Source organism: Nitrincola alkalilacustris, assembly GCF_008973755.1.
Lineage (GTDB): Bacteria > Pseudomonadota > Gammaproteobacteria > Pseudomonadales > Balneatricaceae > Nitrincola > Nitrincola alkalilacustris.
Map to the genome: position 1 here is coordinate 116,384 of NZ_WBOM01000010.1, position 14,960 is coordinate 131,343.

A 14,960-nucleotide genomic window follows, 5' to 3' on the forward strand; every position below is an offset into this window, starting at 1 on the left:
GGCTGCAATCAAGCCGCAAATGCACCCGCTTGGTGCTCATCAGGCGCCATCGCACCGGTCATGATCGCCACCGCCTCCGACATGGTATGCGTATCCGGCTTGATCACGGCGATGCGCTGGCCCAGCCGATGGATATGGATGCGATCAGCCACCTCAAACACATGCGGCATGTTATGGCTGATCAAGATAACCGACAGCCCTTTATCACGGACATCTCTTATCAGGTTCAATACGCGACGCGATTCCTTCACCCCCAGTGCAGCGGTCGGCTCATCCATGATCACAACATGTCGAGCAAAGGCTGCCGAACGAGCTACAGCCACCCCCTGTCGCTGTCCGCCAGAGAGAGTTTCCACTGCCTGATTGATATTCTGGATCGTCAGCAAACCAAGTTCGCCAAGTTTCTGCTTCGCTTCATCATGCATCGCCTTGCGATCCAGCATTCTGAACACACTACCCAGAATACCAGGGCGGCGCTTTTCCCGTCCGAGATAAAGGTTGTCGGCAATATTCAGTGATGGCGACACTGCCAGGTTTTGATAGACCGTTTCAATACCAGCATTTCTGGCATCCATCGGGCTGCGAAAGGAGATCGGCACACCATCGAGCAGTATCTCACCTGAATCAGGCACCAAGGCACCGGAAAGCGCCTTGATCAGCGAAGACTTACCAGCCCCATTGTCGCCGATGACCGCCAGAATTTCACCCTGATGGAGTTCCAGATCCGCACCATCCAGCGCAGTAACATGACCATAGCGTTTAACAAGCTTACGCGCTTCAAGCACCATTTTCTGATTGTTCATGATCACACCTTCCGTATCCATTGATCCATACCAACCGCCACGATGATCAGCACCCCGATGGTGAATTCCTGCCAGAGCACATCAACACCGGCCAGCGCCAGACCATTGCGGAACACACCCACGATAAGCGCGCCGATCAAGGTTCCGAAAATTGCGCCACGACCACCAAACAGGCTGCAGCCACCAATCACCACGGCAGTGATGCTGTCAAGGTTGGCCGTCATCCCTGCCTGAGGGCTCACTGAACCGATTCGGCCGATCAATGCCCAGGCTCCGATAGCACAGATAAATCCGGCTGCGACATAGACAGAGAGCAAAACTCTGTCGGTACGAATACCAGCTAGACGCGCCGCAGCCGGATCATCCCCCGTGGCATAGACATGACGTCCCCAGGCGGTCCAGTTAAGCGCATACCAGACAATAAAAAACAGCGCCAGCATCAGCAATGACCCATAGCTGAGTTTGGCACCAAACAGCTCAACGGTTTTCCCGGTCCAATGCAGCAAGGGAGCCGCCTGATCGATCGCCTGTGAGCGGATCGTCTCACTCTTGGAGTACCAGAGGTTCAGTGCAAAGAAGATGTTCCAGGTGCCCAGCGTCACAATGAAAGGCGGCAGGCGAAAGCGTGTGACCAACTGGCCATTGATAAACCCGGCCAGCGCACCGACCAGCAGGCCAATCGCCAGCGCTGCACTGGGTGGTAACCCCACCTCGATAGACATGCGTCCCATCACGACAGATGTCAGTACCATGATGGCACCAACCGATAGATCAATACCCGCCGTGAGGATGATCAGCGTCTGGGCAATCCCCAGAATGCCAATAATAGTGACCTGTTGCAGGATTAACGACATGTTGAAAGGTTGCAGGAAGCGCTCCCCGACTATCGAGCTGAAAGCGAGGATAGCAAGCAGCAGAACGATGGTGGGAGCAGCGGTAGGATGACTGTGAAAAAAGCGATGCAGCTTATCCTTGAATGCGACTTTCTCCACCTCGAAGGAGGCGAAATTTCCGCCAGCGGCTGCTGCGACCAGTTCATGATCCGCCGCCTGTGATGTTTTTAAAGTATCAGGCTGTGACATGAGATTCTCCGGATTGACTCAGTGAGGCGGAGACAACTGCTCCGCCCTTGACCATGATGGGTTTAACCCCAGCATTTAACCCCAGCACAAATCCATGCCGTCCTTGGACGACTTTGAATCAAAGCCAGGCAGTGGCTGATCGGTGATCAGTTCAACTCCGGTATTCACAAAATCCAGCCCCTCAGAGGCATCTGGTTTTTTCCCTGTATTTGCAAATTCGTAGATGGCCTCGACACCCATTGCCGCCATGCGCAAAGGGAACTGCATGGAGGTCGCGCCGATCACACCATCACGGACATTTTCAACGCCAGGGCAACCACCATCGACCGACACAATCAGAACATCATCAGTACGTCCGGCGGCTTTAAGCGCCTCATAGGCTCCGGCAGCCGCTGGTTCATTGATGGTGTAAACCACATTGATGCCCGGTTCGCGCTGCAACAGGTTTTCCATGGCAGTGCGGCCTCCCTCTTCTGCCCCCTGCGTGACATCCTGACCAACAATCCGCGGATCATTTTCATCGCCGATGCGGTTCGGGTCGAACACCTCAATACCAAACCCCTCAAGGAAACCCTGATTACGTGCGACATCCACCGTGATCATGCTGCTGTTCAGGTTCAGCATCGCAATCTTGGCATCAGCCGCCTTATCACCCAACTGCTCAGCGGCCCACATCCCGATCAATACACCCGCCTTATAGTTATCGGTGGCAAAAGTCGCATCAGCCGCATCGGCAGGGCTCAGTGGCGTATCCAGCGCAATCACCAGCAGGCCAGCCTCACGCGCACGATCAATAGCAGGCACAACCGCCACCGGATCACTTGGCGCGATCAGAATGCCTTTGGCACCGGATGCAATCAGGTTTTCAATCGCCTGTACCTGAGACTCATTGTCGCCATCAAAGCGGCCTGAAAAAGTACGTAGATCCATCCCCAGCTCATCTGCCTGCTGCTGAGCGCCCTCGCGCATTTTGACAAAGAAGGGGTTGGTATTGGTTTTGGTGATCAAACCGACGACCACTTTGTCGGCCAGGGTCAGTGGAGAGATCAGTGATGCGGAAACGGCCAGAGCCAGTAAGCCAGCTTTGAATTTCATGAGAATACTCCCGTTATTATTTTTGTCGATGGATCAATCGTCTGATGACGCTCAAAGCAGCCGGGAAGTCAGTTAACTGACGATGACCCGGCTGATGAGTCTGATTAGAATCCAGCCGCATTAACGGGAAATTTTGCTGTTACAGAGGCTTGTTAATAATTGAAACAATCCCGCCGGCTTTTTTAGCCGGCGGGAGTTGTGCAGCGTGATGTATTTTATTTTTCAGCCCCAGCCTGAACAGTGGCTGGCGATTTATCAGCCTGCCTCGCAGAGCGCCTGGACTGACGTGTAACATAGATGGACGACAGCACGATCAGTAATCCACCTGCGATGGTTGCCGGGCCCGGCACCTCAGACAGCACCAGAGCAGCCAACAGTGTGGCATAGAACACCTGCAGCGCCAGAATAAACGACGCAGTGGTCGCATTGATACTGCGCAGTCCATGAGCAATCAGACTGTGTGGCAAAGCAGTGAACACCGAACTCAGCAACAGAATCAGCAACCAGCTATTCAGCGACAGCTCAGCCACAGTCGGACCCAGAAACGGCAGAAAAACCAGTGCCGTGATCATACATTGATAGAACATGGTAACGGGCCCGGAAACCCCCATCAGCTTGCGCCGTTGCAGTATATTGCGCGCCGAGTAGGCGATGGCCGAGAGCACGCCCAGGGTCAACCCGAGCACCACATTCCCAGCGATATTGCCCTCCAGCCCGATCAGACCGACACCCGCCAGCACCACCGCACTCATCGCCAGACTGTGCTTATCGGGGCGTTTAAAGTCCATCAGTGGTTCCATCAACGCAGTGATGACAGGAAAGGTGAACAGTGCAATCACACCAACCGCCACACTCGATACCTGCATGGCATAGAAGTAAGTCAGCCAATGAAAGGCAAACAGCAGACCACCCGCCCCCATCATGAGATAGTGGCTTCGCGACTCCAGCCGGAAAGAGCGACGTGTCGCCAACAGCAACAGCGCCAGTAACAGGGTAGCCAGCACACCGCGCAGCGCGGTGATATCCAGCGCAGGCAACGGAATCAGCTTGGAAAAAAGTGCAGTGCCGCCCAGCAAAAGGGCTGCAAAATGCAGCCCGAACAGATCCGACTTACTCGTCATTATCAATTATCACCTGAAACATTCAGCAAGTGATCACGCACCTGCCATAATGCGGTTACGGCCTTCCTGCTTGGCCTGATACAGCATCTTATCCACTTTTTCGATAAAAGGTGTGGCCTCGTCGCTGCGCGAAGGCAGAATGCTACCCACTCCCAGACTGATCGTCAAAACGTGACTGACAGCCGATTGCGCGTGTCCGATCTGTGCCTTGAAAATCAACTGTCTGCACCTTTCCGCTACTTTTCGGGCAGCATCAATATCCGTCTCTGGCAGGATCAACACAAACTCCTCACCACCATAACGTGCAAGGAAATCACGCGTGCGAGTAGCCCCGGAGCTGAGCAGACGGGCTACCTCCTTGAGGCACTCATCACCCTGAATATGCCCATAGTGATCGTTGTACTGCTTGAAATAATCGATATCAAACAGTATCAGTGACAAAGGCTGCTGAGTACGCTGAGCATTCAACCACTCCACCGCCATCACCGAATCAAACATGCGGCGATTGGCAACACCGGTCAGCCCATCCTTGAACGACAGCTCCTCCAGCTCCTTCTGCAGCAGCATCAGCTTCTGCTCGGTTTTCTTGCGCTCGCTGATATCAAACATGAAACCGACCAGAGAGTCGACATCACCATTCTCCTTGCGCACCACATGCACCACATCCCTGATCCAGACGTAGTCTCCCTCACTGGTCAGCGCGCGATAATCCGCCTCGTGATCAGCCCCTGCCTGTGACTGGGCCACGCAGAAATTGACCACCCACTCACGATCCTCCGGATGCATGCGGGCTGCCCAATCCTCCACACTGACCCAACTCTCGGGCGTCCACCCCAGCAATTGCTCTATCTGTGGACCGATATAAGCAAACTGCATAGTGTTCCAGTCGATCTTCCATGGTATCGCCTTGGTGGACTCAAGCAGTGTCTTGTAAACGGCGTAGTCCGGTACTTGTACTGCCGGAATATCACTCATTACGCAGTGCTCCACTCTGGTGTTAAAAAGAGGACTTCAGTAGATACAATATTAGCATCCAGCGTTAACTTTGGATTGCTCAAGCCTTTTAAAGCATTCGAACAGACTCTGCAAGCACCTTCACCGCTCGCTCCAGCTCATCACTCCAGGGATTCCCGGCATTCAGACGTATCGCATTGGCATAAAGGCTACGCGCGCTGAACACGGCCCCCGGCACCAGATTAATCCCCTGCTCTTTCATCTTCTGATACAGCTTTAAACCGTCGCAGGCTTCGGGCAACTGAACCCAGACCGCATAACCACCATCTGGTCTGACCAGCCTGCCATGCTCTCCAAGATGCTGCTGAAGGCTGCCACACAAACTACTGACCTGATCCGCAAGCTGCAACCTGAGTCGATTCAAATGACGACGGTACTCTCCACTGAGAATAAAATCCGCCAAAGCCAACTGCAAAGGTGTGTTCACGGCAAGGCGCCTGGCTAGCATCGCCTGCCTCACCTCCCGATGAAAACGACCGCTGGCGCACCAGCCGATACGATAGCCCGGCGCCAACGTTTTGGACACCGAGCCACACCAGATCACCCAGCCACTCTGACTCCAGGATCTGAGCGGCAGTGGTCGCTGCCGTGTATGCCCACACTCCCCGAACACGTCATCCTCGATCACCGGGCATTGATAGCGCTCGGCCATCTCTGCCAGTCGCTGCTTATCGGCGGCGCTCAGACAATACCCCAAGGGGTTTTGAAAAGAGGTGCTGACCAGGCAGGCACTGATCGATTTATCAGCCATCAACTGCTCCAGCCGATCCAGATCAAAGCCAGAGGATGTCGAGGGTATCTCTGCTACACGCCGCCCCATGCTGGCCAGCAGTTGCAACTGGCCACTGTAACAGGGTGACGGCAATGCAAGGGTATCACCCGGTTGCGTGACGGCACTGACTGCCAGGCTCAGTGCCTCCATGCAACCGTTGGTGATGATCAGATCCTGCAGCGAACAGCTGATACCATCTTCCTGAAAGTGCGCGCTCAATGCCTGGAGCAGCAAGGGTTCGCCGGCAGACTGACTGTATGCCAATGCACGCCCCTGCGCACGACGGTTGGCGCGGATCAGACTGCGCTGCAGCGCCTGGATCGGGATCAGAGAAGGTGCGAGCTGAACCGTCCCCAACTGCACACGCCGCTCATCAATGGCTGACTGGTGTATCTCGGCAATCAATGCCAGATTGTCGATCTGGTGACTGGCAGGATCAAACACAGGAAACTCAGGCTGTGACAGACTCAGTGGACGCTCGCGAACATAAAAACCCGACTGCGCACGACTCATCAGGTAGCCCTGCGCCTCAAGCAGTTCATAACAACGCTTCACCGTCGTGATACTGACACCGCGTTGTCGGCTCATGACACGGATAGAGGGCAGTCTTTGCCCCTGCTGCAATCGACCGGACTGCACCTCCTGGATCAGGCCATCGGCCAACTCACGATAACGAAATGCCATATTGTGCTCTTTTTTATATCAAAAATTGAATCTGTATTCTTTTTTCTACCGGAGGATACTAGGCAGAGTCAACACACTTTTTCTGGAGGATGTTCATGAGCCGCCTGACCGATGATTTTCAACAACTCGACCAACTCTCCACACACGTGGCTGAGTGGTGTCAGAGCTTTCTGCAATCGCTGCCGGATCGCAAGGTTGCCATACTGGGCGACCCAACACTGACAGATGACTCACTGGAGAATGCAGGGATCGGGGCCTCAGCAGCATTTGAGCAGTTTACCCGGCATATTGCCCCTCTGCTCAGCGCATCGGCAGGCCCACGCTATATGGGATTTGTAACCGGCGGTACCACACCGGCGGCCATGCTGGCCGACTGGATCGTTGCCACGGCTGATCAGAATGTTTCCTCGCCCGGCGACTCCATCAGCACCGCCGTCGAACTGCAGGTAATGCAATGGTTGCGCTCACTTTTCCATTTGCCGGATCACTTCGAAGGACTGCTGACCACTGGTGCTACGGCATCCAACCTATTGGGCATACTTTGCGGTCGTCAGTTTGCAGGCCTGCAGCAGGGAATCGATATCGCCCGCCAGGGGCTGGCACAGGCACAGATTGAGGTTTTTTCCGCCACGCCCCATGCCAGCTCGGTCAAATCCCTGAGTCTGGCTGGTCTTGGCCGTGAACAGCTGACTCAGATAAATTGCCTGCCCGATACGGAAGCGATGGATGTAACCTCACTCAAGGCTGCCCTGGAAGCGAGCAAAAGCCCCGGTAAAATTGTACTGGCGAGTGCTGGCACCGTCACAGGTACAGACTTCGACGATCTGGAGGCGATCGCAGCACTTTGCAAAACACATAATGCCTGGTTGCATGTTGATGGAGCCTTTGGCCTCTTCTCGCGCCTGCTGCCTGAACGTCGCCATCTGAGCAAAGGCATAGAGCTGGCCGACTCCATCACCAGCGACGGACACAAGTGGCTGAATGTGCCCTATGACTGTGGCATTTTCTATACGCGGCACACCCATTTGCTGCAGCAGACCTGTTCCGTCGCCGCCCCCTATCTGGCAACTGGCGTGGCAACACAATCATTGATGGACTGGAGTATTGAAAACTCACGCCGCTTCAGAGCGCTGCCGGTCTGGATGAGCCTGAAGGCCTATGGTCGCGAGGGTTATCAGGTGCTGGTTGAGGAAAACTGCAGACAAGCATCCTGTCTGGCCGACTGGATTGATGCATCGCCCAACTATGAGCTACTGACTCCCTGCAAGCTGAATGTGGTGATCTTCAAACCCAGGGTGGATGATGCCGAGGTAGGTCGGGTTCTGCAGCGTATCAATGAAAGCGGCAAGGTATTCATGACACCCGGCGTCTGGCAGGGCCATAAGGGTATCCGAGCCGCCTTCAGTAACTGGCGTACTACTCAGGACGATATGGAGATCATCTGTGAGGTGCTGCAGTCAGTGATGAATCTCTGAGAAGACTAAGCTTGCAGTCGCACCTCTTGGAAGAGGCACCATTTTGACGTACAATTCAGTTAACACTGATACCCGAAGGGTGACCTCATGAACACTGCGACTGATACGAAACAGGACAGAATCAATATCCGCTTGAAGCACAGTAAAAAGCTGATGATTGAGCGTGCAGCAAGTCTTGAAGGCAAAAATGTCAGTAACTTTATCTTGAGCAGTGCACTAGCGCAGGCAGAAAAGACCATCCATGAGCACGAAGTCATGAGCCTGAGCAGGCAGGATGCCGAAGCATTTTTTAGTGCACTGACCAAACCGATTCGCTTCAATGACAAACTGACAGCCGCTTTAACTGAGCATGATCAGCGCGTCAGTAGCAAATGACCCCTGTTTCAAATCTGAATATAGGGCCACTGGACACTCGCCATGACCGAGCAGGCTTCCATTGCGGGATAGTCTCTTTGGACGACTATATTCAAAAACAGGCTCGCCAGGATATAAAACGCCGCATCAGCCGTGTATTTGTCGCCACAACAGAGAAGCAGCCAGACACTATTCTGGGTTACTACACCCTTTCCACCCTGGCACTTGAATTGAACGCCCTACCACAGCAGCTTGCCCAAAAACTGCCTCGGCACCCTGTACCAGCAGCACTACTTGGCAGGCTGGCTGTCAGCCTGGCGGCTCAGGGACAAGGTGTCGGAAATATGTTACTTGCAGATGCCATTAAGCGAATACTTGCCGTCAGTGATGAGATTGCAATCTATGCTCTGGTAGTCGATGCCCTGAACGAACAGGCTCTGGGCTTTTATGAGCAGTTCGGATTTATCCCACTCTGTTCAGGAAATCATCGGCTCTTTCTCCCACTCAAATCCATTTAAGCGAGCCGCAACCAGCCATCTCACCCAACCGGCCGAATCACTAGTGCTACGCGATGACCAACCGGCACGTCGGGATTCAGGAACAGAAGTGAGTCGCCATCGCGCTCAACGAACCACTCGCGCTCGCCGCTGTGAGCGATCAAGGTGCCGGCAGACAGTTCACGGAAGTTAACGAAGCCATCAAGCGCGACATCAAACTCGCCCTCGGGCCGGATGATCTCTCCAATCACCTCGAAGTGCATGGGACGATGAAGTGCCTGACTCTCTTCACCGCTGGCCAGGCGATCCAGTGCCCGGGTCATCGGCAGAAAACGGTCAATCGGCTCATTCAGTGAACTGACCTGACCCAACTCCAGCGTGGCACTCTGATAACCCTGTGAGGCAGTAAAGCTGGCAAAGGTTGATGCAACGGAGCGGTTCTGCACCCATGCATCTACTTCAAACTGTGCAAACCAGTGCTGCAGCAGGCTCAGATCGCGCCCTTCGCATAAGCCCGGTACCAGCGCAAAGCGATCCTGCTGCGAAGCCTTGATGGTTGAGTGGAGATCCAGGTGCATGCCATCGGGATAACGCTCGATAAAGGATCTGACTTCGGCCATCAGCATGCGTGCACGCTCATGCTCCGGCAGCTTGCCGCGTGCGGATGAATCCGAAAACAGGCGGTTCATATTCTCCTCAACGAACCGCTCTCCCTTGATCACTGCCGCCGGATTACCCAGCAGAATCAGCAACGGCCGACGGATCAGTAACTCACGCTGAGTGAGAGAGTCCAGCCAGTGGTCTATCAGGCGGACCGGTACGGTTTCGTTACCATGCACGCCAACACTGAGGATCATCGCAGGAAGAGCTGTCTCCTGCTCCGGCTCAATTCTGATCACACCCGACGCCGGCCAATGAAATCCGGCACCGGCAATCACACGGTCAGATGGCAGAGTAGAAGCGTTAAGGCTGGTTTCAAGAAAGGCGATGGCTGACACAAAAAATCCTTCTGAATGTAATGCTATGAATAGTGCTATAAGCAGAGATCTATGAATAGCTTTGAAAACAGTTCTGATCAACCACTATAACGATAAGCCCGCGCGCTGTTCAGCTCCCGGACACAATCACACAACTCTTTGTCGCATATCCTTAATTTGTGTTGAGCACCTTACCCTTGTCATAGTCCTTCTGCCACTCATCAACCGGCACCATGCTGCCACCGGTAGCCCAGACAATATGGGTTGCCTGCGACAGATGCCCTGCCAGCCCTTTCTGCGCCAACATCTCGGGCGACTGCGTCAGCAAGCGCTCAAGTCCAACCAGCCCGATCAGAGCCGAAGGCTCCAGACGAATCCGGTCGGCATCGTAGATCAGCGCCAGCAGCTCGTATAGAACATGATCCTCAACGGTATAGAGCCCACTGAGCAGCGACGACATCAGGCGCCCGACAAATGCTGAGGGTCGCCCAACTGCCAACCCATCGGCACAGGTATGATTATCCAATCCTATATCCTGCACACTGATCTGCTCATGCAGTCCGGTATAAAGCCCCAACAGCATGCAGGGTGAGTGCGTCGGCTCAGCAAAGAAACAGTGCACATGATCACCGAACTGCTGCTTCAACCCGAATGCCACACCACCTGGCCCACCACCGACGCCACAAGGCAGATACACACAAAGCGGATGTTCGTTATCCACCTGAATATCCATCTGCCTGAGCTGAGCAGCCAGGCGTTCACCAGCGACACTGTAGCCGGCAAACAGGTCCAGCGACTGCTCATCATCCACAAAGTGACTACCGGGTGTCTGTGCTGCCTCGTCACGTCCCGCCGCCACCGCCTGACCGTAATCTCCGGAATGCTCAATCACCTGCACCCCTTTGCTGCGCAACAGATCCTTTTTCCACTGCCGAGCATCGGCAGACATATGCACGCTGACCTGAAACCCCAGGTGTGCTCCCATGATGCCGATACTCAGCCCAAGGTTACCGGTAGAACCGACGATAATTCGATGCCCAGCAAAAAGAGCCCGACAATCAGGGCTGCTCAGCACCGAGTAATCGCCGTCGGGCGTCAGCAGACCCGCATCCAGTGCGCGTTGCTCGGCAAACTTGAGCACCTCATGGATGCCACCGCGCGCCTTGATGGAACCCGAAACAGGCAGTTCATTATCGCACTTGAGCAGCAACCGCCCCGGCAGATCAACGCCAGCACGTTGTATCAGCGCACGCTGGGTATTGCGTATCGCAATCAGGGGCGACTCGATCAACCCACCCTGATCAGCCGTATCGGGAAAGCTGCTGGCGATATAAGGCGCGAAGCGTTTCAGACGCGCAGACGCCTCCTGCCGAACCTCACTCTCCAGACTGATTCCGGATGACAGACTGGCGAACGGCTGCTGCCCCGGATTCCACCAGAACAGCTCCTGTGCCAGCTGCAGCGATGAGATCAAGGGGTGTGACTTCATCCATTCACTGAGTGGCTTGCCGGCGATAAGGGTGTCGAGCATGTGGAGTCCTTAATACTGAGCTTAATATTGAACTGATACAGACTGGCAGATGTCACTGGATCAATAGTAACATGCGGTAGATTAGCGCATAATAAACAACATCATAGATCTTGCCTGCAGTTGCTGCACCTTTACTGCAAAAAGGCGATAACTTTCCAGAACCTGACGCTGACACCTGACTTATATGATGAATAAATCTCTGTTATTTCTGTTTACGCTCCTCTCCAGCCCCCTCGCTCAGGCCAGCCTGGTTCAATTATTCAAGGATGAGCAAGGCAAAACAAACTGGCAGTATGTGGCTAACTGGTCAAGCGGCATACTGATCATCATTCTGTCGATCGTCATCACCACCCTGTTTTTCACCTGGCTCAAGGCACGACGTTATAACCGTGAACTTGAAGCCATTCGCAGCGACCTCGAACAACGCGTTGAAGAGCGTACAGCGACCCTGAAGGAATCGAACCAGTTGCTGGAGGAGGAGATCGCCCAGCACGTGATCACCACCAATCTGCTGCGTTCATCCGAGTCTTACATCCGCAGCATCCTCAAATCGATGCCGCTGATGCTGATCGGTCTTAACAAGGCTGGCCAGATTACACAATGGAACCAGCGTGCTGAAGATATCTCCGGCATTCCAGCCGATGCCGCACTGGGCAGAAATCTGTGGGACACCTACCCCGGCATCACCGTGTCGCCCAATCAGATCGACCGCGCACGTGAGCTGAATGAAACCATCAACATCAAACAGAGCCAGAGTGGCCTGTATTATTTTGATATCACCATCTATCCACTACAGGATCAGACAGAAACCGGCGTCGTGATCCTGATAGATGATGTAACACGTAAGACTCTGGCTGATAACATGCTGATTCATAATGATAAGCTATCCTCCATGGGTGAGCTGGCAGCCACCATGGCGCATGATATCAACACCCCATTGCAGGCGATCCTGTTCGATCTGAACAGCTATCAGAACCAGTTAAGAAAAAGCGCCGTGCTGCGTGATGGCACCCAGAACAACCCTGAACTGGATCGCCTCAGCAACCTGCTGACGGATGCCTCCGAAAAGGGTCGTCATGTTGCCTCGATCATCAACAACCTGCTCTCCTTTGCCCGCGGCCGCACTGACAAGAAGCAGCCGGCTCTCATGTCCGATATCATGGAGCATGCACTGGGCCTGGCTCGCGATGTGCTCTCCTCTCATGAGCGCCTCAAATTCCGCGATATCCGCATAGAACGCGATTATGAGGCCAACCTGCCAAGCATCAATTGCTACGTGGTGGAGCTGCAGCAGGTGTTTCTTAACCTGTTCCGACACGCCTACGATGCACTGCTCAGCACGGCACACCCGGACCGGGAGCCGGTCATCCATATTCAGCTCAGCGAATGTTATGACGCCCTCTGGATCAAGATTCAGCACAACGGAAAGGGGCTGACGAGTGAGGAGCAGATGTATCTGTTCGAGCCCTTCTTCAGCAACCAGCCGGATGGCGATGACTATGACGCTGGCAAGCGGCTCTCCTTCTGCTACTTTGTTATCACCGAACAGCATCAGGGTCATATGGCCGTAACCTCCGACGTTGATGTTGGTACGACCTTTCATATGCAGCTGGACCTGAAATAGCAGTTGGACCTGAAGTAACAGACAACAATAAATATCCGCCAAAAGGAATAAGTAACCATGAAGATCAGCAGCCAGTTCGACAGCGGTAATATTGAGGTTATCTCAGCCAACGATCCTTCTGATATTCGACTCGCCATCCGCAAGGATAACCAGTCGGATTTCTTTCAATGGTTCCATTTCCGCCTGCATACCACTGCCGGTGTTCCGCATCGACTGCGTATCATGAATGCGTCCGAAGCCGCTTATGCCGATGGCTGGCATGATTACCGGGCTGTTGCTTCCTACGACCGCGAGAGCTGGTTCCGTGTCGAGACAGAGTATGATGGCAAGGAGTTGAGCATCGATCTGACCCCAGAGCAGAACACGCTCTATCTGGCCTACTTTGCTCCCTACAGCTTTGAGCGGCATCAGGATCTGCTGCAACAGTCGCAACTATCACCTCTGTGCGAAATGGTTGATCTTGGTGAAACACTCGACGGCCGCGATCTGTCGATGCTGGTGATCGGCGACTCCGCCCCCGAAAAGAAAGTGGTCTGGATCATAGCCAGACAACACCCGGGCGAGACCATGGCCGAGTGGTTTATAGAAGGGATGCTGGATCGCCTGCTGGATGAAGATGACGCTGTGGCCCGCAAACTGTTGCAGGAGTGCGTGTTCCATGTCGTCCCCAACATGAACCCAGATGGCAGCGTGCGCGGCCACCTCAGAACCAACGCAGCAGGCGTCAACCTGAATCGCGAATGGCTCGAACCCAGCATGAAGCTGAGCCCCGAAGTGTTTCTGGTGCGTCAGAAGATGATGGAAACAGGTGTTGATCTGTTCCTCGATATTCATGGTGATGAGAACCTCCCCTACAACTTTGTGGCAGGCTCGGAAGGCATCCCCTCTTTTGATGCACACCTGAAAAACCTGCAGGATCGATTCAAAGCGGCGCTGCTGGCAGCCACCCCGGATTTTCAGACTGAACATGGCTATGCGATCGATGAACCGGGCAAGGCCAATCTGACCATGGGCAGCACCTGGGTCGGTGAGCACTTCAAGTGTCTCTCCTACACGGTGGAGATGCCGTTTAAAGATAACGCCGACCTGCCGGATGAACTGTTTGGCTGGTCGGACACTCGCTCCCTCGGATTCGGGCAGGATATGCTGACAGCGATCCTTGCCGTGTGCGGGCAGTTGCGTAAGACACATTGATCGGGCGCCAAATACTACGTAGTTCTACTGATAAACTCCGTAGTCATACGAATGGTTTCTGGCCATCAGGTGTTTGATGATTAAAGCTGGCTAAAGCATGTACGCTGTTTTGTCGAGCATTTGCACAGTCAGCCATGAAAGCTTGAGTCCGGAAAAGCGTCTGCTCGGACGTGTTCCCGACCAACAAAAACAACAATCGATCGAGGAATAACAATGAAACGTCGTGACTTTATCAAAACCGCTGCCGTCGGTGCCGGTGTTGCCGCAACCACTCTGGCAGCCCCAGCCATTGCGCAACGTCGCATCACCTGGCGTATGGCCACCACCTGGCCACGCAACTTCCCGGGTCTGGGCGTGGGCGCGCAGCGTCTGGCGGATCGCATCACCGCCATGTCGGATGGCCGTCTGACCGTACAGGTTTACTCTGCAGGCGAACTGGTACCGGCACTGGGTGTGTTTGATGCCGTTATCGAAGGCTCTGCCGAGATGAGTCATGGTGCTGCCTACTACTGGCAGAACAAGAGCCGCGCCACCAACTTCTTCACCGGGGTGCCTTACGGCATGACCTCACGTGAGCTGGCAGCCTGGGTTCGTTACATGGGCGGTCAGGAGATCTGGGACGAAGTCTACGATCAGTTCGGCGTTAAAGGCTTCCTGTCCGGTGATACCGGTACTCAGGCCGGTGGCTGGTTCCGTAAGGAGCTGACGGGCCTTGCCGATATCCGCGGTATCAACTT

At 54.3% G+C, this 14,960-nt stretch carries 14 protein-coding genes; 6 read left to right on the top strand and 8 right to left on the bottom strand.

Translation table 11 applies throughout. From position 1 onward, the window contains the following. Positions 1-8 precede the first annotated feature (8 nt). From F7R27_RS16590 to F7R27_RS16615, 6 genes are all read right to left on the bottom strand, one after another. Positions 9-803 carry an ATP-binding cassette domain-containing protein gene (locus F7R27_RS16590; RefSeq protein ID WP_240776412.1) on the bottom strand — a complete coding sequence of 265 codons (795 nt, stop codon included), beginning with the start codon at positions 801-803 and terminating at the stop codon, positions 9-11. A 2-nt stretch (positions 804-805) separates the two neighbouring features. Then, positions 806-1,885, bottom strand: a complete 1,080-nt coding sequence (locus tag F7R27_RS16595) for an ABC transporter permease (RefSeq protein WP_151705384.1) — start codon at positions 1,883-1,885, stop codon at positions 806-808. 75 nt (positions 1,886-1,960) lie between these two features. Continuing rightward, the gene (locus tag F7R27_RS16600) at positions 1,961-2,980 is read right to left on the bottom strand and encodes a sugar ABC transporter substrate-binding protein (protein ID WP_151705385.1); all 1,020 of its coding nucleotides are present in this window, start codon (positions 2,978-2,980) and stop codon (positions 1,961-1,963) included. A 215-nt stretch (positions 2,981-3,195) separates the two neighbouring features. Beyond that, on the bottom strand, positions 3,196-4,101 hold the full coding sequence (locus F7R27_RS16605) for a DMT family transporter (RefSeq protein ID WP_151705386.1): 906 nt from the start codon (positions 4,099-4,101) through the stop codon (positions 3,196-3,198). A 33-nt stretch (positions 4,102-4,134) separates the two neighbouring features. Continuing rightward, entirely contained in the window at positions 4,135-5,076 is a 942-nt protein-coding gene (locus tag F7R27_RS16610; protein ID WP_151705387.1) for a GGDEF domain-containing protein, read from the bottom strand. Positions 5,077-5,164: 88 nt separating this feature from the next. Beyond that, positions 5,165-6,571, bottom strand: coding sequence for an aminotransferase-like domain-containing protein (locus tag F7R27_RS16615; protein ID WP_151705388.1), 1,407 nt, complete (start codon positions 6,569-6,571; stop codon positions 5,165-5,167). 95 nt (positions 6,572-6,666) lie between these two features. Here F7R27_RS16615 and F7R27_RS16620 point away from each other — a divergent pair, with 95 nt between their 5' ends. From F7R27_RS16620 to F7R27_RS16630, 3 genes are all read left to right on the top strand, one after another. After that, positions 6,667-8,046 (top strand): pyridoxal phosphate-dependent decarboxylase family protein, encoded by a 1,380-nt coding sequence (locus F7R27_RS16620; protein ID WP_151705389.1) that lies wholly within the window; start codon positions 6,667-6,669, stop codon positions 8,044-8,046. 87 nt (positions 8,047-8,133) lie between these two features. Next, complete coding sequence (locus F7R27_RS16625) at positions 8,134-8,421, top strand: type II toxin-antitoxin system TacA family antitoxin (protein WP_151705390.1); 288 nt, start codon at positions 8,134-8,136, stop codon at positions 8,419-8,421. A 77-nt stretch (positions 8,422-8,498) separates the two neighbouring features. Then, positions 8,499-8,918 carry a GNAT family N-acetyltransferase gene (locus F7R27_RS16630; RefSeq protein ID WP_240776413.1) on the top strand — a complete coding sequence of 140 codons (420 nt, stop codon included), beginning with the start codon at positions 8,499-8,501 and terminating at the stop codon, positions 8,916-8,918. Positions 8,919-8,938: 20 nt separating this feature from the next. On the opposite strand, the gene F7R27_RS16635 is transcribed toward F7R27_RS16630, so the two are convergent. Next, positions 8,939-9,895 carry a succinylglutamate desuccinylase gene (locus F7R27_RS16635; protein ID WP_168927543.1) on the bottom strand — a complete coding sequence of 319 codons (957 nt, stop codon included), beginning with the start codon at positions 9,893-9,895 and terminating at the stop codon, positions 8,939-8,941. A 151-nt stretch (positions 9,896-10,046) separates the two neighbouring features. Then, entirely contained in the window at positions 10,047-11,405 is a 1,359-nt protein-coding gene (locus F7R27_RS16640; RefSeq protein ID WP_151705393.1) for a D-serine ammonia-lyase, read from the bottom strand. 187 nt (positions 11,406-11,592) lie between these two features. On the opposite strand from F7R27_RS16640, the gene F7R27_RS16645 reads away from it, so the two are divergent. The 3 genes from F7R27_RS16645 to F7R27_RS16655 all read left to right on the top strand — a co-directional run. After that, entirely contained in the window at positions 11,593-13,029 is a 1,437-nt protein-coding gene (locus F7R27_RS16645) for a two-component system sensor histidine kinase NtrB (RefSeq protein WP_240776414.1), read from the top strand. 57 nt (positions 13,030-13,086) lie between these two features. Beyond that, complete coding sequence (locus F7R27_RS16650; RefSeq protein ID WP_151705395.1) at positions 13,087-14,223, top strand: M14 family metallopeptidase; 1,137 nt, start codon at positions 13,087-13,089, stop codon at positions 14,221-14,223. A gap of 213 nt (positions 14,224-14,436) precedes the next feature. Then, a partial coding sequence (locus tag F7R27_RS16655; protein WP_151705396.1) for a TRAP transporter substrate-binding protein occupies positions 14,437-14,960 on the top strand: 524 nt, incomplete at its 3' end.